The sequence below is a fragment of the Caenispirillum salinarum AK4 genome (assembly GCF_000315795.1).
Classification (GTDB): domain Bacteria; phylum Pseudomonadota; class Alphaproteobacteria; order Rhodospirillales; family Rhodospirillaceae; genus Caenispirillum; species Caenispirillum salinarum.
This window is the reverse complement of the sequence record NZ_ANHY01000015.1, coordinates 1-24105: the sequence shown is the minus strand read 5'-3', so window position 1 is coordinate 24105 and position 24105 is coordinate 1. Positions and strand designations below refer to the sequence as shown.

Sequence of the window (24105 nt, the reverse complement as noted above, 5' to 3'; positions counted from 1 at the left end):
GCTTTTGAGACCCCACTTTCACCGAATCCGCCAAGCCACTGAGTCAAGCGGATTCTTGACGCCGAGTCGCCTGTGGATAATCGTCTGTGCAGCAAGACGGACGACCCGACGCAGTGGCGACTTATCCCATGAAAACTCTCAAGACCAACCGCATTTTCCAGGGCGATTGCATCGCCATCATGGAAAGCCTTCCCGAAAAGTCGGTGGACATGGTGTTCGCCGACCCGCCGTACAACCTGCAGCTGGGCGGCGACCTGCACCGCCCCAACAACACGCGGGTCGACGGCGTGGACGACGCCTGGGACAAGTTCGCCAGCTTCGCCGAATACGACGACTTCACCCGCCGCTGGCTGGCCGCCGCCCGCCGGGTGCTGAAGGACGACGGCACGCTGTGGGTCATCGGCAGCTACCACAACATCTTCCGCGTCGGCGCCTCGCTGCAGGACATGGGCTACTGGATGCTCAACGACGTGGTGTGGCGCAAGACCAACCCCATGCCCAACTTCCGCGGCCGGCGCTTCACCAACGCGCACGAAACCCTCATCTGGGTCGCCAAGTCGGAAAGCAGCAAGTACACCTTCAACTACGAAAGCATGAAGGAACTCAACGAGGGCCTTCAGATGCGCAGCGACTGGACCCTGCCGCTGTGCACCGGGGCGGAGCGCCTGAAGGACGCCGAGGGCGCCAAGGTCCACCCGACCCAGAAGCCCGAGAGCCTGCTCTACCGCGTCATCATGGCGTCCACCAACCCCGGCGACGTGGTGCTGGACCCCTTCTTCGGCACCGGCACCACGGGCGCGGCGGCCAAGAAGCTGGGCCGCAAGTGGATCGGCATCGAGCGCGAGCAGGACTACATCGACGCCGCCCGCACCCGCATCAACTCGGTGGAGGAAATCAGCGACACCAGCCTTCTGGTCACGCCGTCCAAGCGCAGCGAGCCCCGCGTGCCCTTCGGCAACCTGGTGGAGCGCGGCATGCTGAAGCCGGGCGACGTCCTCTACGACCCGCGCGGCAAGGCGGTGGCGAAGGTGAAGGCCGACGGCACCATCGTCTCGGCCGAGCACAAGGGGTCTATCCACAAGGTGGGCGCGGCGATCCAGGGCGCACCGTCGTGCAACGGCTGGACCTTCTGGCACTTCAAGACCGGCGACCAGATGGTCGCCATCGACCTCCTGCGTCAGAAGCTGCGCGCGGAAATGGCGGGCAAGGAACTGAACTAGAGCCCTCTCCGATCAAGCGCGATCGAATAGGGCGACATAGGGTCGCGCCTGCGACCCCGCGCCGGTCAGGCGCGTGAGCCTCAGTGGCGCTTGAACGCCCATCAGGCGCGACCGCGCCTGATGGGAAAACGCTTCAAGGACCCTTCGAGGGGCGGGGCGCCGAGGGCCGGACCGCGCGGCGCTCCCGCTCAATCAACTCCGGCGGTTGGGTTCTTCCCGGTCGGTGTCGCCGGAGGCGCCGGCCTCCTCCTCGCCCTCGGGAGAGGCGAAGGGATCGTCGGCACCGCCGTCCTCCATGGCCTCCAGGCGCTCCAGGTCCTCCTGGCGGGTCTTGGCCTTCAGGCGGCGGTAGCTGCGCCACGCCAGCGGCAGCGTCGCCAGGTAGACCACCCCCAGCACCGAGAGGGTCGACCACGGGTTGGTCACCAGGAAGGCCGCCAGCAGGCCCACCACGATCATCAGCGGCAGCGCCATGGCGCGGGGCACCCGCACGCGCTTGAAGGAATAGGTGGGGATCTGGCTGACCATCAGCAGGCCGACCCCGACCATGAAGATGGCCACCACCCACGGCTGGCTGAAGAATTCCGCCCCGAACTGGAAGCTGAGCATCATGGGCAGCAGCGCCAGCCCGGCCGCCGCCGGGGCCGGCACGCCCACGAAGTAGTTGCGCGACCACGGCGGCGGGTCGGGATCGCCCAGCATGGTGTTGAACCGTGCCAGCCGCAGCGCGCCGCAGGTGGCGAAGAACAGCACCAGCGCCCAGCCGGCGCCGCCGGCGTCGTTCATGGTCCACAGGTAAAGCAGCACCGCCGGCGCCACGCCGAAGGACAGGAAGTCCGACAGGCTGTCCAGTTCCGCGCCGAACTTGGTCTGGCCGCGCAGCATGCGGGCGATGCGCCCGTCCATGCCGTCCAGCAGCCCCGCCAGCAGGATGGCCGCCACGGCGCGCTCGAACTCCTCGCGCAGGCCGTAGCGGATGCCCGTCAGCCCTGCGGCGAGCGCCAGCAGGGTGACCATGTTGGGGATCATCTTGTTGATGGGCAGCGCCCGCAGACGCGGGCGGCGGGGCTTGGCAATCATGGGGTCAGCGGGCCTCCGCGTCGCGTTTCAACTCATCGGCCTCGATGTCGGCGATGACCGTCTCGCCGGACACGCAGGTCTGGCCGAGCGCCACAAGGGGTTCCACCCCCGGCGGCAGATAGATGTCGAGCCGGCTGCCGAAGCGGATCATGCCCATGCGCTCGCCGGTGCGGGTGGTCTGGCCTTCCTTGATGTCGCAGCGGATGCGCCGCGCCACCAGGCCGGCGATCTGCACGAAGGCCAGGTCCTTGCCGTCGTCGGTGGTGACGAAGACCATGTTGCGCTCGTTGTCCTCGCTGGCCTTGTCCAGGCTGGCGTTGACGAACTTGCCGGCGATGTAGACCACCTTGCGGATGGTGCCGCCCACGGGCATGCGGTTCACGTGGCAATCGAAGACGCTCATGAACACGGAAACCCGCCAGCGCTCGTCCTCGCCCATCTCCAGTTGCTTGGGCGGCGGTACCTTCTTGATGAGGCTGACCACACCGCTGGCCGGCGTGATGACCAGCCCCTTGCGCATGGGCGTGAAGCGATCGGGGTCCCGGAAGAAGTAGAAACACCACACCGTGAGGACGACACCCACCCAGCCGAGCGGCTCCCACGCCCAGAACAGCAGAAGCGCGGCGATGGCGAAGACCGCCACGAACTTCGGCCCCTCACGATCCAGGGGAGGCAGCAGGTAGCGCCGCCAGGAAACATTGAACTCGGTGGTCACGGGGGAATTGCCTCCATCAGGACAAGACAACGGAGCCGCTGCGCGGCCCGTTGCGAGACATTACCCGCAGCGGGCGGTCGCGCCAATCGGCGGAACACGATTTTTCAAGGCCGTGGCAGCGGCGCGGACGAAAGTGCTAAGCTCCTCGCCGATCACCCTACCTTCCAACTCGCCCGGATACCATGGCCGAACTCAGGATCGAACAGGACGGACTGCCCATGCGCCTGCGCGGCGTGCGGGTCCGCCGCGACGGCACGCTGGCCGCCGCCCATGACCGCACCGTCCAGCGCTTCCGCTTCCGGTGGCGCGGGGTGGAGTTCGTCGCCCGCTACCGCCAGGACGGCCAGGGCGCCCGGCTGCGCTATGCGGCGGATTTCGGCCCCCTGCCCTACGCCACCCAGGCGCCGGACACCAACGCGAATCTGCGCGCCATCGTTGACGCCGCGCGCGAACACCTGGGCCCGGTGGCCCGCATCCGCCGCGACCGCCGCATCATCGTCGGCCGCCGCGTGCCGCTGGAGACACCGGTCACCGCCGACCGCCTGATGGCGACGCTGGCGACCGAACTGCTGGCCGTGGCGCCCTACCTCGATCTCCTGAAGGACCACCGCGCCGCCTGAGGCAGCTGCCGCACCTTGGCGATGCAGTCGGCGATATTATCTGTAAGGACGGACTGTCGCGTCATCCGCCGGGAGAGTGTCGCCATGGCCCTTCGCCGACCGCTTATCGCCGCCGTTTGTCTCGCGCTCGCCCTGTCGGCGGGTCTGCTGCTGGCACCGCGCGAGCAGGAGGCCCGCGCCGCCCTGCCGAACCAGGCCGTGCTGACTTATGACCTGCGCCTGGGCGGCTTCGACATCGGGCGGGCGGAGGTCGCCGTCGCCCTGCCGCCCTCGGTGGCCGAAGGACCCTACCGCATTACCACCGACGTCGCCGCCAGCGGCATGCTCAGCGTCTTCACGGATTTCCGCTCCAGCGCCGCCACCGACGGCGCCCTGGCCGGCGCCACCGTGCGCCCGCGCCTGCACGAGGTCGCCAATGTCTGGCGCGGCGAGACGCGGCAGGTGCGGCTTGCCTACGACGACACGGCGCCGATGCCGGAGGCGCTGGTCGATCCGCCGCCCGACGCCGACGAGCGCGAGCCCGTGGACCCGTCCGACACGGCGGGCAGCGTCGACCCGCTGTCGGGCGTGCTGCAACTGGTGGCGGATGGCGACGGCGAGGCCGGTCCCGTGAAGATCTTCGACGGGCGCCGCCTCTACACCCTCGCCCTGGACGATCCCGAACCGGCCGCGGCGAGCGTGGGCGGCTTCAGCGGCCCGGCGCTGCGCGCCGACCTGCGCTACGAGCGCCTGGGCGGCGCCTCGCGCAAATGGGACAGCCGCAAGGAGGCGACGGCGTCTGTCACCCTGGCGCCGCCGGCGGCCCTGGGCCTGCCCGTGGCGGTCCCGCTGCGGGTGGTGGTGCCGACCACCGGCTTCGGCGGATTCATCATTGAACTGGCCGAGGTGCGCACCGGAACGGCGGGCTGAGGACCCCCGGCCCTACCGCCCCACGTCGCGCCCGATCTCCTCGCCCAGCGCGCGCAGGGCGGCATCCGCCGCCGGAATGAGGCCGGCCATGTGCAGGAACCCGTGGATGAGCCCCGGATGCTCCACCAGCCGCGCCGCCACGCCCTCTGTCGTCAGGCGCGCGACCCAGCGGCGGCCGTCGTCGGCCAGCGGATCATGCCCGGCGATCACCACCGTCGCCGGCGGCAGGCCCGCCAGGGTATCGGCCTGCAGGGGCGACAGCAGCGGGTCCAGGACCGAGACGCCGTGGCCGGTCGCGTACTGCTCCAGGAAGAACAGCACGTCGGCCTGCTCCAGGAACCGTCCCTCGGCGTGAGTGCGGTGGCTGTCGCCGGCGAGCGTGGCGTCCAGGCTGGGATAGACCAGCGCCTGATGCACCGGCTGTGGGCGCTTGTGATCGCGCAGCAGCAGGCACAGCGCCGCCGTCAGGTTGCCGCCGGCGCTGTCGCCGCCGACCGCCACCGCGCCCTGGGTCTGACGCGCCCAGGCGTAGGCCGCCTCGGCATCGTGGAGGGCGGCGGGAAACGGGTCCTCCGGCGCCCGGCGATAATCCAGCGACAGGACCGGGCCGCCGTAGCCTTTGGCCAGCCAGCGGCAGGGGGTGTCGTGGGTGTCCAGGTCGCCCAGCATCCAGCCGCCGCCGTGCAGCCACAGAAGCAGCGGCCGGTCGCCGGTGGCGGTTTCCGGCCGGAACAGGCGCGCGGGACGCGGCCCGTCGCCGCCGGGCACCGTCAGGTCCTCGGCCGTGACGCCGGAGGGTGGCGCGCTGCCGGCCCGCTTCTGAAGCTGCGCGAACTGGCGGCGGGCCTCGTCTATCGGCAGGGCGCTGGTGGGCGGCCGGTTGCCGGAGGCGATACGGTCGAGGAAGGCGCGGGCGGCGGGGTCGAGAGGGGCATCGGTCATGGCATAGGGATCGGGCCTGTTCCGGGCCGCGTCAAGGCCTCAGGGGGCACAAGGCCCCCTGAAGACGCCCTGGGCGTTACGCCGGCAGTTCCGAGAAGGCGATCTCGTACCGGTCCTGCGGCGCCGCGAACCCCTTGAAACGGGACACGACGTCATCGGCCGACAGGCCTTCGGGCACGTCGGTGACCTCGTAAACGATGCTGGAGCCGCTGGTGGGGCCGGGGTCGGCCAACCGATGGGCCTTGGCGACGAGGCCTTCGCCGGCGACCTTGATCATGACGGTGGACATGGATGGGCACTCCCTCTTCAGTCGAAGCTGGTTGTCGAAACCGCCGCGGGGGGAGTGGAACACGGCCTTTATCCAATACCCCGTTTCCGCCCAGGGCGGAAGAGGATGTTGTAGATGTCACCGAAACAGCGCTTGAAGCCGTTCCGGGCGCATCCACTTCACGCGCACCCAAGCATCATCCAACCGGAGGATCATCAGATGGATGCCCAGGATCGTGCCCTCATTGACGGCGTATTCGACAAGGTTCGGCAGGCGGAAGAGCAAGGCGGTTCGCGCGATGCGGATGCCGAAGCCGCCATCGCGGCCCACGTCGCCGAGCAGCCGCACGCGCCCTACTACATGGCCCAGGGGCTGGTCATGCTGGAGGAAAGCCTGAAGGTGGCCGAAGAGCGCATCGCCCAGCTTGAAGACGAATTGTGCCACCGTCCTGCCGGTGCAGGTGGCGGTCTCCTCGGCGGGCTGTTCGGCGGCGGCGCGAGCGGCGGCCGCGGCACGGTGCCGGCTGCGCGCCCGGCGACGGAAAGCTCGCCCATTCTGGCCCGCGCCGCGCGGCCGGGACACGGCGGCTTCATGGGCGGCGCGGGATCGACGCTCATGGCGGTGGCCGGCGGCGTCATGCTGGGCAACCTGCTGGGTGCGGCGATGATGCCAGACATGGCGGGCGCCGAGGACGCCGCGGCCGGCGAAGAGGAAATGGCCGGCATGGAAGAGGACCTGGGCGGCGCCGAGGACATGGACTTCGAGTTCTGAGGAGGGCTGACAGGGGGCGCCTTTGAGCGGCCCAGTAATGCGCCATTATGGATTCCGTCGGTGTCGCGAGGGAACTGACGGCGTGCGTGGGTCCCTGCTTTCGCAGGGACGACGGGTTTCGTAACCTGTTATTCTGTAACGAAAAATTCCCGTCATTCCTGCGAAAGCAGGAATCCATATATGGTACTAACCATACTGCCGCGCACCCTCCTGTGCTCGTCCACCGATCTCGTGAGCGCCTCGAAATCAGCGCCTACGCCCGGCTCCCACCGCCCTCGCACCACCGTCCACCAGAAACGGAAACGGCCCGCCGGAGCATCTGCTCCGGCGGGCCGATCCGTCGGTCGGAACCGCTATAACCTGAGTAACCTGGGGTAGACGGGCTTACATGCCCATCTTTTCGCGCAGGCGCGCGTCCAGGGTCTCCAGGAACTGGTTGGTGGTCTGCCACGGCTGGTCCGGGCCGATCAGGATGGCCAGGTCCTTGGTCATGTTGCCGGCCTCGACGGCCTCAATGCAGACCTGCTCCAGCTTCTCGGCGAAGTCGACCACCTCGGGGGTGTCGTCGAACTTGCCGCGGAACTTCAGGCCACGGGTCCAGGCGAAGATGGACGCGATCGGGTTGGTGGACGTCTCCTTGCCCTGCTGGTGCAGGCGGAAGTGACGGGTCACCGTGCCGTGCGCGGCCTCGGCCTCGACGGTCTTTCCATCCGGCGTCATCAGCACCGACGTCATCAGGCCCAGAGAGCCGAAGCCCTGCGCGACCGTGTCGGACTGCACGTCGCCGTCGTAGTTCTTGCAGGCCCAGACGAAGCCGCCGCTCCACTTCATGGCGCAGGCGACCATGTCGTCGATCAAACGGTGTTCGTAGGTGATGCCGGCCGCCTTGAACTTGTCGGCGAACTCGTTCTGGAAGACCTCCTCGAACAGATCCTTGAAGCGGCCGTCATAGGCTTTCATGATCGTGTTCTTGGTGGACAGGTAGACCGGCCAGCCACGGTCCAGGCCGTAGTTCATGCAGGCCCGCGCGAAGCCCTTGATGGACTCGTCCAGGTTGTACATGGACATGGCCACGCCGGCCGACGGGAACTTGTAGACCTCGTGCTCGATCGGCTCGCCGCCGTCCTCGGGCACGAACTTGACCGTCAGGGTGCCGGGGCCCGGAACCTTGAAGTCGGTGGCGCGGTACTGGTCGCCGAAGGCGTGACGGCCGATGACGATCGGCTGCGTCCAGCCCGGGACGTAACGCGGGACGTTCTTGCAGATGATGGGCTCGCGGAAGACGGTGCCGCCCAGAATGTTGCGGATGGTGCCGTTGGGCGACTTCCACATCTTCTTGAGGCTGAACTCCTCGACGCGCTGCTCATCGGGGGTGATGGTCGCGCACTTCACGCCGACGCCGTACTGCTTGATGGCGTTGGCGGAGTCGATGGTCACCTGGTCGTCCGTCGCGTCCCGGTTCTCGACCGAGAGGTCGTAGTACTTCAGGTCGACATCGAGGTACGGCAGGATCAGCTTGTCCTTGATGAAGGACCAGATGATCCGGGTCATCTCGTCGCCGTCCAGCTCGACAATCGGATTTTTGACCTTGATCTTGCTCATCTAAGCGGTTCTCCCGATGGGTGACGAACTCGGGTGTCCGATGGGGTGCGCCCCATGTGCATGGTTGGACCACTACCGGAAGCGAATCGCCGCGGACGGCGGCACCATAGACGGCACCGCCGCCGAGAGCAAGACCCGCCCTTTCGGGCGGGATGGGGGTAGGCGGGAATCTTGCGGTTTTACAGGCGCTCTGCCGCGTCCGCCGCCACCGTGCCGACGCCGGCCCGGCCCAATTCCTGCTCGATGGTGGGGAGAATCCGCGTCCAGTCGTCCACCACGGTGAACAGGTCGCGGTTGACGGGCTTGGCGAAGCGCCGGGCAATCATGCTGTCCACCAGGTCCAGGAACGGGTCCCAGTAGCCCTCGATATTGGCGATGATGATGGGCTTGTTGTGAATGCCCAACTGCCGCCAGGTCAGGATCTCGAACGTCTCGTCCATGGTGCCGAAACCGCCGGGAAACACCACGAAGGCGTCGGCGCGCTCGAACATGGCGAACTTGCGCACGTGCATGTTTTCCACCACGTGCAGCTCGGTCGCGCCCTGGTAGGCCGCCTCCAGCCGGGTCAGGTGCTCGGGGATGAAGCCGACGACGCGGCCGCCCTCGCGCATGACGGCCTCGGCCGCCACGCCCATGATGCCGACGTGCCCGCCGCCGTAGACAAGCTGCACGCCGGCCTGCGCCATGGCGGCGCCCAGTTCGTCGGCCGCCTCGGCGAAGGCGGGGTTGTCGCCCACGTTGGAGCCACAGAAGAGGCAAAGAGATGTCAGTCGACCCATGGCGGTGACCTCGCGTCTGTTCTTGTTGTGCTTCTGCCGCAGGACCCGGGCCGAAGCCGGGGCTCGGCGGCGAAAAAAGGGGCGGTCGGGCGACCGTCCCCTTTCTTTATCTATGGGAGCCAACGCGCGCCCGCGCCAGGGGGGTGCATGGCCTACCCCGGACGGCGGGCCTGCCCGGCACCGATGCGGCGCTCGCCGGTTTGTGTGACGGAGTCACCGACCGCGTCATCAAAACGTGTCTTGATCCTCCACACGCTCTGGGATATTTGCCACAGAGTTCTTCCCGTCGATCGACCATCCCGATCCCCTTCGGGTTCACAAGGAAGGAGCACGTTTCATGAAGCTTCGCGCCATTACCGCCGCCGCCGCGCTGGCTGCCGCTGCCGTCGCCCCGATGGCCGCCAACGCCATGGACGCCGAGAACGCCGTGAAGTACCGCCAGCAGGTCATGAAGGCCATCGGCGGCCACACCAACACCGTGGTGATGATCCTGAAGGGCGAAGTGCCGTACTCCGACCAGTTGCTGCCCAGCGCGCAGATGCTGGCCGATACGGCCGACCTGGCGCTGCTGCCCTTCGAAGAGAACACCGCCGAGTCGGGCGTGAAGACCACTGCCACGGCCGACGTCTGGACCAATTGGGACAAGTTCTCGGGCGGCATCAAGATGATGCAGGAGCGCACCGACACGCTGGTCGCGGCGGTGGAAAGCGGCGACAAGGGCGCCATCGGCGAGGCCATGCAGGCCGTCGGCGAGACCTGCAAGAACTGCCACGACAACTTCCGCGAGAAGTAAGCGGAGCGGGAAACCGCGACGGCCGAAACGGAAAGAGCCGGCGGCACGATGCCTCCGGCTCTTTTTGCGTGGCGCGCGTGGCGATCCTGCCGATCACATCACCTCGACGATGTACCAGACGACGCCGCCGGCCACCACGGCCGCCGCCACCGCCACCAGGGGCGAGGCGAAGCGCAAACCTCTTTCGGCCTCGGGCGGGGCGGGCTTGCGGCCGGTGACCATGGCCCGGATCAGGTTCTCGCCCTTGACGAACAGGTACAGAAAGGCCGCCAGCACGTGCAGGCCCACCAGAATCTGCAGGGCCGGGAACAGGATGTTCTTGTGCCAGCCGGTCAGGGCATCGCTGGTGTCCTTGCTGACCAGGTTGGCCAGCGGCCCCTCGCTGAAGATGTCGTCGTTGGCGAACAGGCCCGTCCCCGCCTGCGCCAGCACCAGCACCAGCAGAAGCAGAACCATCCAGCCGCCGGCCGGGTTGTGGCCCAGCACATAGGCCTTGGTGCGCGTCGTCGTGCCCTTGCCGAAAGCGGTCTTCAGGTAACTCGCCACCGCGGCCGGCCCTTTCACGAAATCCACGAATCGCGCGGTGGTCGAGCCGAACACGCCATAGATCAGCCGCCACAGGATCAGCGCCAGCACGGCAGAGCCGGCCAGCATGTGATCGCTCATGGGACCATTCTCGCCCGTCCACCACAGGTATCCCAGCAGGCCCACCAGCACCCAATGGAACAGGCGCGTCGGCACGTCCCACACGCGCACGGGCCTCAGGCTCCCCAGGTCCCTCTGCGCGGCGCGGGCGGGAGAGGCGGGCGCCGGCTTGGTCTTGTCCATGTCCATGGCGTCGTGCTCACTGCTGTTGCGGTGAAGGCTGGGCGTAGCCCGCCTGTTGCTTTAGAACCCGGCGGGAGGATAGGTGGTGTTCCCGCCTGGGTAAATGCAACTCTTCTAACACAAGGACCGCCCCCGCCCGATGATCGACATGGTGCTGTCGCTGGCCCTGCCCCTGCTGGTGGCCCTTGCGGTCAGCGGCGTCGTCCGCCTGTCCGCCGGTCCCGAGCGCGGGGCACGGCTCATGGGCGTGGGCCTCGGCGTCGGCTTCCTCGGCTGGTGGTTGTGGGCCAACGGGGTGGAGCCTCTCGGTCGCCTGACGCCGCTGGGCACTGCCCCGCTTGTGACTCTGGCGGGCCTGGCGGCGGGCGCGGCCGTCAACGCCTGGGCCGCCGCCCGCCGCGCCGCGGCCTGGACGGCGGCGACGGTCTTCGCGGCCCTCAGCCTGTGGGCGCTGGCCGGACTGCCGATTTCCACCCAGGGCCTTGCCGCCGCTGCCCTGCCCGCCGCCGGCCTGGCGCTGCTGTTCGCGGTGGTGCTCGGCGGCCTGGGCACCGCGCGGGAGCGTGCCCCCTGGGCTCCGGCCCTTCTGCTGGCGGTGGCCTGCGCCGGGCTGGGCGCGGCGGCCTCGGCCCTGGGTGCCGCCGACGTGTCGGCGGCGGCGCTGGCGCTGGCGGTGGCGGTGCTCGGTGTCCTGCCTTGGCTGCCGGCCGCGCCCGGGGCACCGGGATGGATCGTGACCCTGGCCGGCGGCGGCACCTTCGTCGCGCTGTCGGCGGCTCTTCTGGCGGCGAACCCGGGCGCGGCGGGCGCGCTTGCGGTGCTGGCACTCGTGTTCCTGGCGGAGCCCACGGCGGCGCGCCTGCCGGCGGGAGGGCCCCGCACCGCCCTTCTGGCGCGACCCGGCTGGCTGGTTCTGGTGGCGGCCCTGCCCGCCGGGCTGGCCGGACTGCTGGCCCAGGTGGCGGCGAAAATGGTCGGCGGCTGAGGCGATTGCGCCTTATCAGGGGACGTAATACCCTTGAGCGCATGTTGAATTGGCATCGCCACCCAAAGTCGCCCGGCGACGCCCTGCCAGAGGACCGCCCGTGAACCGCCCGCTCATCGTCGCCCTCGTCGGGGCCGTCGTCGTCGTCTTCGCGCTTGGCCTGAGCTGGCTGGTCGGCCGCCAGGACGCCGCCCCCGACGCGCCACCGCCCGTGACCGTCGAGGTGCCGCCCGCAGATACGGCGGCGCCCGCCGGCGACGACGCAAGCGAGAGCAAGGGCGAGGGCGAGGACGAGCCCACGTCCGCGGCCGCTCCGCCGGCGGCGCAGCCCGAGTCGGCGGGCGCCGCGCAGACGACGGTCTCGCCGGCCCCCGCAACGGAGCCAGTCCCGAGCGGCACGGGCCCGTCCTTCGACGTCGTGCGGGTGGACCGCGAGGGCAACACGGTCATGGCCGGCCGCGCCACGCCGGAGACGGAGGTGATCATTCGCGACGGCGAGACGGAACTGGGCCGCGTACGGGCGGACGAGCGCGGGGAATGGGTCTTCCTGCCCGACAAACCCCTGCCGCCGGGCACCCGTGAACTGCGGCTGGGCGCCCTCGGCACGGATGGCGCGGAGACGGAAGCCGAGTCCTCGGTCGTCCTGGTCGTGCCGGAACAGTCGGCCGACGAGGGCCGTCCGCCCCTGGCGGTGGAAACGGCGCCGGGCCGCCCGAGCCGCGTGCTGCAGGCGCCGGCCCCGGCCGTCGCCGGCACGGAAACGGGCGATGCTCCGCTGCCGCCGCCCGGACAGGATGGCGCCGCGCCGTCCGTCGTGATCGACGTGGTGGACTACGACGCCGCCGGCAACCTCAGCTTCGGCGGCCGTGCCGCGCCGGGCACCGTCGTGATGGCCTATGTGGACAACCGTTTTGTCGGCCGCACTGTGGCCGGGCCCGACGGGCGCTGGTCGGTGACCGCGGCGGACCCCGTCGCCACCGGACGGCACACCCTGCGGGCGGATGTGCTGGGCCCGGAAAAAGAGGTCGCCGCCCGCGCCGAGATCCCCTTCCTGCGCCCCGAAAGCGTCGACACACCCGCCGGCGCCGGCGAGCGGGTGGTGGTCCAGCCGGGCAACAGCCTGTGGCGCATCGCGCGCGAGCGCCTGGGCGCGGGCATGGAATACACGGTGATCTACGAGGCCAACCGCGCCCAGATCCGCGACCCGGACCTCATCTACCCCGGACAGGTGTTCGTCATCCCCGACGACGGCGGGCGGTAACGCCGCTCCGCCGCCTCCGCGAGCAGAACTCCAGAGCCTTTTCCCATCAGACGCGGTCGCGCCTGATGAGCGGTGTGCGCGCTTCCGCGCACGCCTTCGGCTCCGCGGCCCTATGTCGCCGTTTTCGATCTCGTTTGACCGAAAATGCCCTAGAACGCGCTTTCGCGGATCAGGACGCCGGCGATCGTGCGCCACAGCCGCACGGCCAGGCTTTCCGGCTCGCCGTCGACGCGCAGGGTGCCGCGCCGCAGTTGCGCCGGCGCGTCGGGATCGTCCAGCACCACCACCACGCGGTACAGCGAGTGCTCCGGCAGCATTCGGCCGTCCTCGTCGCGGCGCGCGGCCACGTCGCCGCCCTGGTCGGCTGCCAGCATCGGATGGTCGAGCACCGGGCGGTTGACCGCATCCACGGCCGTGACGCGCCCACTCAGGGACGGCGCCAGGGCGTCGTCGGGATGGAAGCGGGCCGGTGCGCCGGGCGTCAGGCGGGCCAGGTCCTCCTGCCGGGCGTAGCCGGTGACGCGGCCGCGCTCGGCGTCCACCACGCGCAGGAGCACGGCGCGCGGCTCCACCCACAGCCCGGTCCGCAGCCCCGGCATGACGTCGGTGACCCGTCCGGCGACGGCGCTGCGCAGCGTCATGCGGTCTTCGCGCGCGGCAAGGCCGTCAGCCTCCGCCACCAGCTTGCGCAGATCGGCGGCCAGAAGGGGCACGTCGTTGCGGGCTTCCTCGTCGGCATAGGCGCGGTCCAGGCTCAGGCGCGTCACGTCCAGCCGCAGGTCGGTCAGCTGCCGCTTGAACGCGAGATCGGGATTGACCAGCTCCGCCACCGGCTGGCCGGCCTCCACGGTGTCCCGTGCCGCCACCAGCACGCGGGCGACGCGGGCCGCTTCGGGCGCGTGCACCTCGTGGCTGCGCTCGGCCTCCAGCACCGCCGGCAGCACCACCGTTCCGCGCCAGGGCACGAAGACGGCCGCCAACAGCAGCCCCAGCACCGCCAGGGTACCCAGCACGTGGGCGTTCAGGCGCATGTCGCCGCGCCGCTTCCACCATTCGGTCATTTCGTTGGTCATGGGCTTGAGGATGAACCAGGCGATCTCGACGACGAACAACAGGATGCCGACCACCTTGATGAAAAAGGCATACACCAGCAGCGCGATGCCGATGAACAGCATCAGCCGGTACAGCCACGTCGCCCAGGCGTAGAGGACGAACAGCCGGCGCCGGCCGCGCGGCAGCGGTTCCGGCGGGGCGTCGCCGAAGCCGAACAGGATTTCGCGCAGCGCCCAGCGGCCGAAGGCGAAGGCGCGCGGTTGCAGGTTGGGTTCGTCCAGCCAGTCGGCCAGCAGGTAATAGCCGTCGAACCGCATGAAGGGGTTCAGGTTGATGATCAGGCTGGCCGTCCATCCGGCCGTCGCCAGGAAGAACGCCGCAGAGCGCACCGGCCCGTCGTCGGTGAAGGCCCATACCAGCGTCGCCAGCACGGCGACGGCCAGTTCCGTGATCATGCCGGCGGCCCCGATGGCAAGGCGCCGACGGTTGTCGGTCAGCTTCCAGCCTTCCGAGGTATCGGTATACAGCACCGGCCACAGCACCATGAAGGCGACCCCCATGGTCGGCACACGGCAGCCGTAGCGGTGGGCGGTGAAGGCGTGCCCCAGCTCGTGCAGGATCTTGGTCACCACCAGCGCCAGGGCCATCCAGGCCAGCCCTTCCAGGTTGGCGAACTGGGTGAAGGTGTGAACGAAGCCGTCCCACCGCCGCGCCACCAGATAGAGCCCGGCCACCGTCAGGGCCGCCAGCAGCAGCACGGCGCCCCGGCTGAACAGCGGGCGCACCAGCGGCCACGCCGCGCGGAGGAACGGGTCGGGCCGCACCAGCGGGATGCGGAAAAACAGATAGTTGTGCAGCATCCAGGTACTCCAGTGCCGCCGCATGGCCTTGGCCTGACGCTCCCACATCTCGCGGTCGGACGGCGCGGCCATGTCCACCAGGGCATTGGCGCGCAGGAAACGCACCACCTGCAAAAGCTCGTCCCGCCCGGGCGTCAGCACGGTCTCCGCCGCCACGGCCTCGCAGACGGCCGCGCCGGTGCCGTGGTGCCAGCGGGCCAGCATCTCGAAACCCGTCCAGGTGATCCGGTGGAAGCGGTTGCGCACCGGATCATGGATCGTCCAGGTGGGCGAGCCGTCTCGGGCACGCGGCCCGGGCAGCAGCCGCAGGTCATCGCGCAACGGCGGCAGCGGCACCGTCATGGGATCAGGCTGGCCCATGCCAGCGCCCGACGCAGAGACGGCGCCCGAGGAGATGCCGGCCAGGCCGCCCATGGGTCAGAGCCCCAGGAACTGGCGGATGGAGGCGATCGGCCGGCGGAACAGGGTGAAGGCCAGCGGCGCGTGCTCGCCATACAGCTTCGCCGTGCCTTGAAGGCCGATGCGCGGCGCCGACCGGTCCAGGAACGTGGCGTCGACGCGGTAGGCGAGCGTTCCCTCGGGCGTCAGTTCGGCGTCATAGCTGGCACGGTTGAGGATCGCCGGCACGGGGTTGAGCGGATCGACGGCCAGGAAGACGCGGACGTCGGTCCCCGGCTCCAGCGCGATGGCGTCGGAGACCGGCAGCCAGGCCCGGAGCTTCGTGCGCTCGGGGTCGGCGACCACCATGACGCGCTCGCCCACCGCCACCGGTCGGCCCGTCCAGTCGTCCTTGTCGGCGAAGACCGCCACCCCTGCCGCCGGTGCGCTGACCACGGCCCGCGACAGCAGTTCCTCGGCATAGGCCAGTTCGGCCCGGCGCAGATCGACCGCCGCCTCCTTCAGCGCCACCTCACCCTTGCGCGCGGGGCTGCGGAAGGCCGACTGGCGCGCCTGGCGCAGATCGGCCTCGGCGACGGCAAGCTGCTTGGCGGCCACCTCGCGGCGGGCCCTGAGCGGCGCTTCCTCGAACCGGAACAGGGGCTGGCCAGCCTCCACCGCCTGGTTGGGATCGACCAGGACGGTCTCCACCACGCCCTCCAGCGGCGCGGCGACCACCTGGGGCTCCATGGGAACCACCTCCGACGGCGCGAGCGCCGACTGACGCACCGGCCAGGCGAGCACCGTCACCACGATGAGTGCCGCGGCCCAGGCGAGTACCGTGCGACGGCGCCGCTTCTGTCCGGCCGACACCTTAAGGCCCAGCCGCCGCCGCAGGGCTTCCCAGGCGTGGCCGTAGGCGTCGGCCAGGCGGTCGGCCAGCACCTGCTCGGCCGACTGGAACGGCTCTTCCCGCGCCAGCATCAAGCCGCCGAGAAGGCGCCCGTCCGCCCCCTTCAGCGGCTGCCACAGAACCTCGGGCGGCCACCATTCCGACCACTCGGCCCGCAGCGCCTCCGGCAAGGCCGCCGCGTCCAGGCGCTGCGACCCGGGCTCACCGGACGCCTGTGCGGCGGCGGCGGCGTCCGTGGTCGGCGGCTGGTCTGGGCGAAGCGTCTTCAGCACGCGGGTCAGCCACCGCACGAAGGGTGCGTCGCGGTCGATGACGGGCACGTTGGAAACGGCTTCCACCGCGAACCGGCCCGGCCCCTCCAGCCGCACCAGCACGGCCTGACGGTAGGCCACCAGGCGGCGGGTCTGGTTGACCAGCACGAAACGCAGGGCGTCCTCCGTCTCGGCGTGGCGGGCCTCGCGTTCCAACTGGAGGAGGCGGGAATAGACGCTGCTCTGCTCGGTCATGGCGCCTTCATAAGGTCGGCGTTCGGCGGTCGGAATCGGCGGCGCCCGCAGGGTGCACCGGCGGCGACCATACCGCGCCGTGGTTGAACAGGCGGTTAATCCCCTGACGGCGTGCGCGCGCCCGCGTCCGGCTCCGACGACGGTTCGGGCGGCACGAAGCGGGCGGTGCCGCTCATGCCGGCCACCAGCCGGGGTGCTTCGTCGGTCAGGCGTGCGACCACGGTCACCGACTGGCTGACGGGATCCACCCGCGCCCCCAGGCGGGTAATCGTCGCCGGGTGTTCGGTGCCGGTCTCGTCCACCAGCACCGTCAGGTCGTGCCCCGGCGCCAACCACCCCAGCCATGGCGAAGGCACGATGACCTCCACCTCCAGCGCCGTGTCGTCGATGATTTCCAGCAGTTCGGCGCCGGCCTCGACACTTTCCTGCGGCCGCGCCCGCCAGTCCACCACATGGCCCGACCACGGCGCCGTCACGCGGCAGCGGTCCACCAGCACGGCGGCGGCGTTCACCGCGCCCTGGGCCTCGGCGGTCTCGCCGCGGGCGATGGCGACTTCCAGGTCGCCGATGGAACCCAGCTGCCGCAGTTGCCGGTTGGACGCCAGCTTCGACCGCGCCGCCGCCAGCCGCCCTTCCGCTTCGCTCAGGCGTGCCTCGTAGAGGCGGCAGTCGAAGGCGGCCAGCACCGCCCCCTCCTCGAACGCCTCGCCGGGGCGGACAGGCATGTCGGTCAGCCGGCCGGCGATGTCGGACGACAGCACCGCCTCGCGCGCCGGCACCAGCAGGCCGCGCGCCGCAAGCTCCGGGTCGACCGCCGGCAGCGCCGCATCGGAGGACGGCACGGGCGGCGCCGGCTCCTGCGCGGAAACGGGCACCGCCGCGCCGCCCCAGAGGAGCAGCGCGGCGGCGGTCATTAGGGTCCTGACCGCTACAGCCCGCACGTCAGAACCTCATGCCGCGCGGCATGGTGGCCCAGATGGCGGGCGCCGGTTCGGCACGGGCCTGGGCGGCGGCCGGCTCGAGCAGCAGGATGCGCCCGTCCGACGCCTCGACAGGCGCCGGCGGCGTGGCCGGCTCCGGCGCGTAATCCACCGCTTCCACCGCTTCCACCAGCTCCACCGCTTCCACCGGGGCGGCGGCCTGGGCGGGTGCGGCCGGCGCCGGCGCGGCGGCCTCGGCCGGTGCGGCGTCCGGCAGCGCCGCGAGGGGCGCGGAGGTCACCACCGGGTCCGCGGCCAGATCCTCGGCCGGCGGCTGAGCCACGGCGGACGCGGCCTCGGCGGCGTCCCCTTCGGCGGATGCCGCGTCGGGCCGCTCGACCTGAGGCTCCTCGTCCAGCACCGCCTGCACGGCACCGGGCGCGGCCAGGTCGGCGGGGTCTTCGGCGGTGATGGTGCCGGATTGCCACTGGTCGAAGGTGCTGGCGACGGCCGCCGCCACCGTGTTGACGTCACCGTCGGGCAGCGAGCCCGGCAGCGGGTCGGCGCCGATGGTGGCGAAAATGCGGCCCCACGCAGCCTGCATCTCGGCGTACGCCATGTCGCGGCGCAGTTCCGTCAGGGCGGCATTGATGCGGCTCTGAATGACCTGCTGGCGGCTCATCTGGCGGGCCGTGCCGGCGGCCTCCATCTGGCCACGGATCGCCGTGTCCACGTCCGCCAGGCGGTCGGCCATACGGTAATCCTCAACCGCCGTGCGGTAGGCCAGGTTGGCGATGTGCACCTGGCTCATCACGGCCATGGACAGCGCCTGACGGCGGACGTCCGAGAGTTGCTCGCGGGTTTCCGCCAGCTCGATGTTGCGCGGGCCGGAAATCAGGTTGAGCAGGTTCCAGGTCAGCTCAAGCCCGCCCGTCGCCCAGGTGTTGTTGAGCAGATAGGTGTTGCCCGAGAAATTGCCCGAGCCCGAAAACTCCAGCCCCGGCAGCATGCGCAGGATCTGCACCCTGGTCTCGCGCGCGTTGATGCGGCCCTGGTAGCTTTCGCCGCGCACCTCCGAGCGGTTGGTGAGCGCCGCCAGTTCCAGGTCCTCCACCGGTGCCGGCAGGTCCAGGACCGCGTCGGGCGTCGGTGCATCGGCGGCGGCGATGGTGAAGCCGGTGCCCGGTCGCACGTTCATCAGCGTCGCCAGCTCCGTGCGGGCGCGCTGCAACTCGCCGCGCAGGGACTTGAGCTGACGCTCGGCCTGCAGCATGTCGCGCTGGTAGGTCAGTGCGTCCAGCGGACGCCCAACCCGGCGCGCCACGGCCTCCTCGGCATCGGCGACGGCGGCCTTCACGTCCGCCAGCAGGGGCTCCAGGCGCTGGATGGCGCGCTCCGCCGCGGCCGCCCGCCAATAGGCGGCGCGCACGTCCTGCACGATGGTCTGCACCACCTGGCGGCGGCGCTCCGACACGATCAGCGCCTGGTCCGCCTGCTGCTTGGCGCGGATGTAGGAAATGCCGAAGTCCAGCACGTTCCAGCTGATGGTCAGGTCGGCGGTGCCGAATTCCTTCTCGTCGGACGCCGAGAAGCTGTCGCCCACCGAGCCTTCGCGCGCCGGATTGGTGGGGTCCTTGATCACGCGGCTCTGGGAGGCATCGTAGTTCGACCGCGCCGTATAGCCCGCCGAGGCTGCGATGGTCGGCAGGAGCGACATCTCGGACACGTCGACCTCGCGCCGCGAGACGGCCTCCTCCATCAGCTTGAGGCGGCGGTCCAGGTTGTACTTCAGCGCCCGCGCCACCGCCTCTTCCAGCGTCAGGGGTCCGCCGATGGGCTCCTGCTGCTCGAACATCTGGGCCAGGTCGGCGACGGCGCGCGCCTGGTGCTCGGCCTGGCTGAACGGCTCGGTCTGTACGGCGCAGCCGGCCAGTGCCAGGGACAGGATCGCGACGCTGGCCCCAACCATCGCCGCACGTTTCGGACCGCGGACCGGCGCGGTGCGCGCCGGTTCGGTGACCCCGGTCATAGCTTCGTTCACTCTCTTCCCCCCAAAAGCATCAACGGATTGCTCTCTCACATTCATGATCCTCAGGCGACCTTCTTGGACGCCCTGTTCTCAAGCTCGGCCACGGACCGCGCCAGTTCTTCGGCCTCGGCATCGAACTGCTGGTGCAGCGCCGCGAGCCGCGAGGTGAAGCTCGGCGCGCCAGGAACGGCGGCCTGATCGCCGGCCGGCACGTCAGCGGGCTGTTCGCCCGGCGCACCCTCGCCCTGCGGCAGATTGTCGGCGTTCTCGCCCGGCTGCCCACCGGGCTGCTCGCCCGGCAGAGCGCCGGCGGGATCACCGCCGAAGCCGTTGCCACCCGGCGCGCCACCCGCGCCCTCGAAGCCGCCGGCACCGGCACCGGCGCCGCCGCCGAGACCGCCGCCAGCGCCACCGCCGGGGCCGCCACCGGCGCCAGCCCCGAAGCCGCCGCCGGTGCCACCACCGAACCCGCCGCCGAGACCGCCACCGCTCGCGCCATAGGCGCCCGCGGCATTGAAGCTGCCCGTGCCGAAGCTGTTGGTGCCCAGGCCCGTCCTCACCGGCGACCCGCTGTTGTCGATGGGCGACTGGCTGCCCAGGCCGCCGGTGACGGGGCTGCGCGTGCCGGCGCCGTTCTGGCCCGTGCCGAAGCCGCCGCCGTTCAGCCCGGCAGCCACCGGCGTGCCGCTGTCACCCAGGCCCGGCGCGGTGAGGCCCGGCGGCGGGCCCGGGGGACCCGGCGGGGTGGTGGTCGGCGGTGCGCCGACCGGATTGCCACCGGCCGGCGCCTGCGGAGCCCCCTGGATGGTGACGGTAAGGGTCGCAGTGACCGTCGCGCCCGCCGCATCGGTCGCCGTAAGGACGACGCTGAAGGTACCCGGTGCGCCGCTGGGAACACCGCTGATACGGGTGCCGTCGGCAGACAGCGACAGCCCCTCCGGCAGGCCGCTGGCGGTAATGGTCAGCGGACCGCCCTCGGCGTCGGTGAACAGGGCCGAGGGAATGGCGTAGCTGAGCGCCGTGCCGCTCTCGCCCTCCACCGGCGTCAGCACACTCGGATCAGCCGAGGGCGCATCGTTGACCGGCGTCACGGCAACCGAGACGGTGGTCGCCGCCGTCGTCGCCAGCCCGTCGGAGACGGTGACGGAGAACCCGTCGGCCGGGTTCTCGCTGCCGTCGTGGCGGTAGGTGACGTTGCCCGCCGCGAGGTCGGCCTGGGTGAAGGTGCCGCCGGCGGTCAGCGCCGCGCCGTTGAGCAGCAGGGCGCCGTGGGCGGGCGCCTGGCTCACCGTGAAGGTCAGCGCGGCGGCGCCGTGGTTGGCGTCGCTGGCCGACAGCATGGCGGTGGTGAGCGTCACCGTCGCGCCCTCGTCCACCGGCACGCCCGCGTTGACCGCGATCACCGGAACGGCGTTGACCGCCACCGTGGCGTCGGCCGTGGCGCCGGCGCTGCCCCGCTCCTCCACCGTGAAGCGCACCGTGCGGTCGCCCGCGGTCGGCGTGCCACTGGCGTCGGCGTACTGCACCGCACGCATGGCCGCCTGGATGTCGGCCAGCGAGTGGGTGCCGGAGATGGTGATGGTGCCCGTTCCCGAGCCCGCGATGTTGCCGGCCGAGATGGTGCCGAAGGTGCCCGTCAGCGTCAGCGTCTCGGCCGCACCGTCCGGCCGCGCGACGATGCTGATGGTGGCGGCGGTGACCTGGGTGTCGTCCACGTCGGTCAGCGTCAGGTTGGGCGCCACCGTGACGGCAGAGTTCTGGAAGACCGGCGCACCGGAATTGTTCACCGTCAGCGTGCCGGTGTCGTTGGCGTCCGTGATGGTGATGGTGCCCGAGATGCTGGCCGTCTGCGGTCCGCCGGTCCCGGTGTTGCCGCCGTCCCCGACGGTGACCGCGATGGTGCGGTTGGGCGTGGTCCCCTTCTGGGTCGGGTCGTCGTTGGTGGTCCAGAACGTGATGTGGTTCATCACGTGCGCGATGTGGCCGCCCGTGACGCCGGCGTCATTGACGAACTGCACCGTCATGGTGCCCGTCGCGGCGTCCCAGCCGACATCGGCAATCTTGGTGCCGAAGTAGGTCAGCACGCCGGTGTTCTGATCGTAGGCCAGGTTGTTCGCGCTGGTGATGCCCAGCTGGTCGCCGGTCAGGTAAGGGTTGCCGCCCCCGGTGTCCACCCGCGCGGTGATGGTGGCGTTGGGGAAGCTGCCGCCGGCGTCCACGTCGGCGATGCCGTCCACCCAGTCCGCGCCGAAGACAAGCGTGCCCTGGTGCTCGGTGTTGGCCCCGCCGATGGCCGCCGCCGTGATGGTCGGTGCGTCGTTGACGGGTGTCACACCCACCGTGACGGTCGACGCGGTCGAGGTGCCGCCGGAGCCGTCGGTGACCTGCACGGAGACGGTGCGGCTGGCGTTGGACGGGTTGTCGCCGTTGGTGTTTTCGTAGGCGATGTTGCGCAGGACAAGCTGCACGCGCGCCGGCGTGGCATCGGCGTTCATGGTCAGCGTCAGCGGCACGCCGCCGGTGCCCCCGACGACGGTGCCCACCAGCGTTCCGCCGACCGAGACGTTGCCGCCGGCCACGGAGACGCCGTCGGTCGCGTTGTCGAGCACCTTCAACACGTCCTCGGCCGCGGTGCCGCCGCTGGTGATGGAGACGGTGACGGTGCCGCCGTTGAAGTTGGCGCTGTCGGCGTCCGTCACCGTGGCGTTGCCGTCGGCGTCCAGGCGCACGGCCGTGCCGCCCTCGGTAAAGGTCACCGCGCCCCCGTCGAGGCCGCTGAGCACCGGCGGGTTGGGCATGACGTTGATGAAGAAGTTGGCCGTCGTGTCGGCGTCGCCGCCGTCGCCGTCGTTGACGGCCAGGGTGAAGGTTCGGGCGCCCAGGCCGCTGGGCGCGGCATAGGTGAGGTTCCGCAACAGCGTCTGGACCCGCGCCGGCGTGGCGTCGGTGTTCAGGGTGATCTCCAGCGTCGCAACGCCCTGGCCGGTGTTGGTGGCATGCACCGTGCCGATGGCGACGCCGCCGACGTGGATGGTCTGCCCCCCCGCCACGGCGGCGTCGCCGCCGGCGGTCACGGTGGTGCCGTCGACGCCCCAGTTGCCGTTGGAGGTGCCGCCGGTCTGGGTGATGGTCAGGACGCCGCCGTCGAAGTTGGCCGAGTCGACGTCGCTAATCGTCGGGGCGCCGCCGAACGGTATGCTCAGGTTCAACGCCTGCGCTCCAGCGCCGGCGATGATAGAATCCAATCCGGCATGCACGTTGTCGATGGTCGGCGCGGTGTTGACCGAGGTGGAGACCACCGTCGTGGTGGCATCGGTCACCGGATCGGTGCTGCCGTCGGCGTCCTCGACGCTGATGGTGAAGGTGGTGGTTTCCGTCAGGCCGGGTGCGACGCGGTTGGGCGTCGGCGTGAACACCATGCCCTGGATGGCGGTCTGCGCCGCCGATGCCGTGCCGGTGAAGGTATAGGCGCCGCCGCCCGCATCCGTGAAGCCGTTCAGCGTCGTGAAGCTGCCCTTGGCGGCATCGTCCAGGGTGACGGTGACGGTCACGGTCTCGCCGTCGGCCTCGGTGATGGTGGTGGCGGAGAACGGCTGGATGGTCGCCGTGTCGAGCACCCCCTGCCCCGCCGACACGCCGCCGATCACGGGCTGGTCGTCGGTGGCGGTCACGGCCATGGTGACGGTCTGTGTCGCCGAGGTGGCGCCGTTGCCGTCGTTCATGGCGACGGTGATTGTGCGGGCGGCGGTGGCCGGCGCGTCCGACGCGGTGCGGTAGCCGATCTGCCCCAGCAGCGCCGCGGCGGCGGTGGCATCGGCATGGCCGCCGGCGGCGAAGGTGATCACCAGCGCCTGGGCGTTGGAACCGGCCTGCGTGACGTCGGCGATCTTGTTGCCGTTGTAGCTGATTTCCGTTCCAGCGACGGTGATGTTGTTGCCGTCCACCACGCCCAGCACGTCGCCGGCCGCGCCGTTGCTGGTGATGGTGACGGTCACCGTGCCGCCCGCAAAGTCGGCCGTGTCGGCATCGCTGAGCCCCACGGCACCGCCGGCCAGCAGGGTGGAGCCGCTGTCGCTTTCCGTGTGCGAGCGCGAGCCGCCGTCAAGGCCGGTGATGACCGGCGGGTTGGGCTGCACCGCGATGGAGAAGGTGGCCGTGCCGGTATCCGATCCGCCGTTGGGCGTGCCGTCACCGTCCACGATGGACAGCGAGAAATTGCGGGTTTCCTGCGTGGTCTGGCCGTCGTACTGCAGCGAGCGCAGGAAGTCGCGCACCGCCGTGGGCGTGGCGCCGGCACCCAGGCTGATGACCAGGTTGGCACCGCCCTGTCCGGTGTGGGTGTTGTCGACCGTGCCGATGACGAGGCCCTGCCCGCCGGTGAAGACTGCGCCGCCGGCACCCCAGTTGCCTTCGACCGCACCGGCGGTCTTGGTAATGGTCAGGGTGCCGCCGTTGAAGTCGGCCGCGTCCACGTCGGTGAGCGTCAGGGTGTCGAGAAGGGTGACATCCGTCAGCCCCGCCCCCGCGACCACAGGCTGCGGCCCGGCGCCGATGCCGCCGACCACCGGCGCGTCGTTGACGGCCGTGATGTCGACGTTGACCGTGCCGGCATTGATGTCGCCGCTGCCGGCGCCGTCGTTGACGGTGACCGCGATGGTCGCCGCATTGTCGCC

Annotated in this window: 19 protein-coding genes; 7 read left to right on the top strand and 12 right to left on the bottom strand. The window is 70.5% G+C overall.

Annotated features, from left to right (window positions below; all coding sequences use genetic code 11):
- The first annotated feature begins 128 nt into the window (after positions 1-128).
- Positions 129-1220 (top strand): site-specific DNA-methyltransferase, encoded by a 1092-nt coding sequence (locus tag C882_RS14725; RefSeq protein WP_009541428.1) that lies wholly within the window; start codon positions 129-131, stop codon positions 1218-1220.
- A gap of 192 nt (positions 1221-1412) precedes the next feature.
- Here C882_RS14725 and pssA read toward each other — a convergent pair whose 3' ends face one another.
- Both pssA and C882_RS14715 read right to left on the bottom strand, forming a co-directional pair.
- A complete protein-coding gene (gene pssA / locus C882_RS14720) occupies positions 1413-2300 on the bottom strand; it encodes a CDP-diacylglycerol--serine O-phosphatidyltransferase (RefSeq protein ID WP_009541427.1) in 888 nt (295 codons plus the stop codon).
- A gap of 4 nt (positions 2301-2304) precedes the next feature.
- Positions 2305-3015, bottom strand: a complete 711-nt coding sequence (locus tag C882_RS14715) for a phosphatidylserine decarboxylase (RefSeq protein ID WP_009541426.1) — start codon at positions 3013-3015, stop codon at positions 2305-2307.
- 182 nt (positions 3016-3197) lie between these two features.
- Between C882_RS14715 and C882_RS14710 the strand changes: the two genes are divergently transcribed.
- Together C882_RS14710 and C882_RS14705 are read left to right on the top strand one after the other, a co-directional pair.
- Complete coding sequence (locus C882_RS14710; RefSeq protein WP_009541425.1) at positions 3198-3635, top strand: hypothetical protein; 438 nt, start codon at positions 3198-3200, stop codon at positions 3633-3635.
- A gap of 84 nt (positions 3636-3719) precedes the next feature.
- Positions 3720-4544, top strand: coding sequence for a DUF3108 domain-containing protein (locus C882_RS14705; RefSeq protein ID WP_009541424.1), 825 nt, complete (start codon positions 3720-3722; stop codon positions 4542-4544).
- 12 nt (positions 4545-4556) lie between these two features.
- Here C882_RS14705 and C882_RS14700 read toward each other — a convergent pair whose 3' ends face one another.
- Together C882_RS14700 and C882_RS14695 are read right to left on the bottom strand one after the other, a co-directional pair.
- The gene (locus tag C882_RS14700; protein ID WP_009541423.1) at positions 4557-5486 is read right to left on the bottom strand and encodes an alpha/beta hydrolase; all 930 of its coding nucleotides are present in this window, start codon (positions 5484-5486) and stop codon (positions 4557-4559) included.
- 76 nt (positions 5487-5562) lie between these two features.
- Positions 5563-5775: a hypothetical protein gene (locus tag C882_RS14695; protein WP_009541422.1), complete on the bottom strand. Its 213-nt coding sequence runs from the start codon at positions 5773-5775 to the stop codon at positions 5563-5565.
- A 198-nt stretch (positions 5776-5973) separates the two neighbouring features.
- Between C882_RS14695 and C882_RS14690 the strand changes: the two genes are divergently transcribed.
- Positions 5974-6525 (top strand): DUF2076 family protein, encoded by a 552-nt coding sequence (locus C882_RS14690; RefSeq protein ID WP_009541421.1) that lies wholly within the window; start codon positions 5974-5976, stop codon positions 6523-6525.
- 384 nt (positions 6526-6909) lie between these two features.
- Here the strand turns inward: C882_RS14690 and C882_RS14685 are convergent, their stop codons facing one another.
- Both C882_RS14685 and C882_RS14680 read right to left on the bottom strand, forming a co-directional pair.
- Positions 6910-8127: an NADP-dependent isocitrate dehydrogenase gene (locus C882_RS14685; protein WP_009541420.1), complete on the bottom strand. Its 1218-nt coding sequence runs from the start codon at positions 8125-8127 to the stop codon at positions 6910-6912.
- Between the two features lie 179 nt (positions 8128-8306).
- Positions 8307-8906, bottom strand: coding sequence for an LOG family protein (locus C882_RS14680; protein WP_043645831.1), 600 nt, complete (start codon positions 8904-8906; stop codon positions 8307-8309).
- 337 nt (positions 8907-9243) lie between these two features.
- Here C882_RS14680 and C882_RS14675 point away from each other — a divergent pair, with 337 nt between their 5' ends.
- Positions 9244-9699 (top strand): c-type cytochrome, encoded by a 456-nt coding sequence (locus C882_RS14675; RefSeq protein ID WP_009541418.1) that lies wholly within the window; start codon positions 9244-9246, stop codon positions 9697-9699.
- A 93-nt stretch (positions 9700-9792) separates the two neighbouring features.
- Here the strand turns inward: C882_RS14675 and C882_RS14670 are convergent, their stop codons facing one another.
- On the bottom strand, positions 9793-10533 hold the full coding sequence (locus tag C882_RS14670) for a cytochrome b/b6 domain-containing protein (protein ID WP_009541417.1): 741 nt from the start codon (positions 10531-10533) through the stop codon (positions 9793-9795).
- Between the two features lie 133 nt (positions 10534-10666).
- On the opposite strand from C882_RS14670, the gene C882_RS23370 reads away from it, so the two are divergent.
- The gene (locus C882_RS23370; protein WP_009541416.1) at positions 10667-11512 is read left to right on the top strand and encodes a hypothetical protein; all 846 of its coding nucleotides are present in this window, start codon (positions 10667-10669) and stop codon (positions 11510-11512) included.
- Between the two features lie 100 nt (positions 11513-11612).
- Positions 11613-12773 (top strand): LysM peptidoglycan-binding domain-containing protein, encoded by a 1161-nt coding sequence (locus C882_RS14660; protein ID WP_009541415.1) that lies wholly within the window; start codon positions 11613-11615, stop codon positions 12771-12773.
- Between the two features lie 149 nt (positions 12774-12922).
- Here C882_RS14660 and C882_RS14655 read toward each other — a convergent pair whose 3' ends face one another.
- From C882_RS14655 to C882_RS14635, 5 genes are all read right to left on the bottom strand, one after another.
- Positions 12923-15100 carry an HlyD family efflux transporter periplasmic adaptor subunit gene (locus C882_RS14655; protein WP_009541414.1) on the bottom strand — a complete coding sequence of 726 codons (2178 nt, stop codon included), beginning with the start codon at positions 15098-15100 and terminating at the stop codon, positions 12923-12925.
- A gap of 3 nt (positions 15101-15103) precedes the next feature.
- Positions 15104-16483 carry an efflux RND transporter periplasmic adaptor subunit gene (locus tag C882_RS14650; RefSeq protein ID WP_009541413.1) on the bottom strand — a complete coding sequence of 460 codons (1380 nt, stop codon included), beginning with the start codon at positions 16481-16483 and terminating at the stop codon, positions 15104-15106.
- Between the two features lie 95 nt (positions 16484-16578).
- Positions 16579-17397, bottom strand: a complete 819-nt coding sequence (locus C882_RS14645; RefSeq protein WP_009541412.1) for an efflux RND transporter periplasmic adaptor subunit — start codon at positions 17395-17397, stop codon at positions 16579-16581.
- Between the two features lie 28 nt (positions 17398-17425).
- Positions 17426-19372 (bottom strand): TolC family protein, encoded by a 1947-nt coding sequence (locus C882_RS14640; RefSeq protein WP_009541411.1) that lies wholly within the window; start codon positions 19370-19372, stop codon positions 17426-17428.
- Between the two features lie 122 nt (positions 19373-19494).
- A partial coding sequence (locus tag C882_RS14635) for a beta strand repeat-containing protein (protein WP_043645828.1) occupies positions 19495-24105 on the bottom strand: 4611 nt, incomplete at its 5' end.

Coding starts and splice junctions, on each gene's coding strand:
- C882_RS14725 (WP_009541428.1), top strand. CDS start 129: ATGAAAACTCTCAAGACCAACCGCATTTTCCAGGGCGATTGCATCGCC.
- pssA (WP_009541427.1), bottom strand. CDS start 2,300: ATGATTGCCAAGCCCCGCCGCCCGCGTCTGCGGGCGCTGCCCATCAAC.
- C882_RS14710 (WP_009541425.1), top strand. CDS start 3,198: ATGGCCGAACTCAGGATCGAACAGGACGGACTGCCCATGCGCCTGCGC.
- C882_RS14705 (WP_009541424.1), top strand. CDS start 3,720: ATGGCCCTTCGCCGACCGCTTATCGCCGCCGTTTGTCTCGCGCTCGCC.
- C882_RS14700 (WP_009541423.1), bottom strand. CDS start 5,486: ATGACCGATGCCCCTCTCGACCCCGCCGCCCGCGCCTTCCTCGACCGT.
- C882_RS14695 (WP_009541422.1), bottom strand. CDS start 5,775: ATGTCCACCGTCATGATCAAGGTCGCCGGCGAAGGCCTCGTCGCCAAG.
- C882_RS14690 (WP_009541421.1), top strand. CDS start 5,974: ATGGATGCCCAGGATCGTGCCCTCATTGACGGCGTATTCGACAAGGTT.
- C882_RS14685 (WP_009541420.1), bottom strand. CDS start 8,127: ATGAGCAAGATCAAGGTCAAAAATCCGATTGTCGAGCTGGACGGCGAC.
- C882_RS14680 (WP_043645831.1), bottom strand. CDS start 8,906: ATGGGTCGACTGACATCTCTTTGCCTCTTCTGTGGCTCCAACGTGGGC.
- C882_RS14675 (WP_009541418.1), top strand. CDS start 9,244: ATGAAGCTTCGCGCCATTACCGCCGCCGCCGCGCTGGCTGCCGCTGCC.
- C882_RS14670 (WP_009541417.1), bottom strand. CDS start 10,533: ATGGACATGGACAAGACCAAGCCGGCGCCCGCCTCTCCCGCCCGCGCC.
- C882_RS23370 (WP_009541416.1), top strand. CDS start 10,667: ATGATCGACATGGTGCTGTCGCTGGCCCTGCCCCTGCTGGTGGCCCTT.
- C882_RS14655 (WP_009541414.1), bottom strand. CDS start 15,100: ATGGGCGGCCTGGCCGGCATCTCCTCGGGCGCCGTCTCTGCGTCGGGC.
- C882_RS14650 (WP_009541413.1), bottom strand. CDS start 16,483: ATGACCGAGCAGAGCAGCGTCTATTCCCGCCTCCTCCAGTTGGAACGC.
- C882_RS14645 (WP_009541412.1), bottom strand. CDS start 17,397: ATGACCGCCGCCGCGCTGCTCCTCTGGGGCGGCGCGGCGGTGCCCGTT.
- C882_RS14640 (WP_009541411.1), bottom strand. CDS start 19,372: ATGGTTGGGGCCAGCGTCGCGATCCTGTCCCTGGCACTGGCCGGCTGC.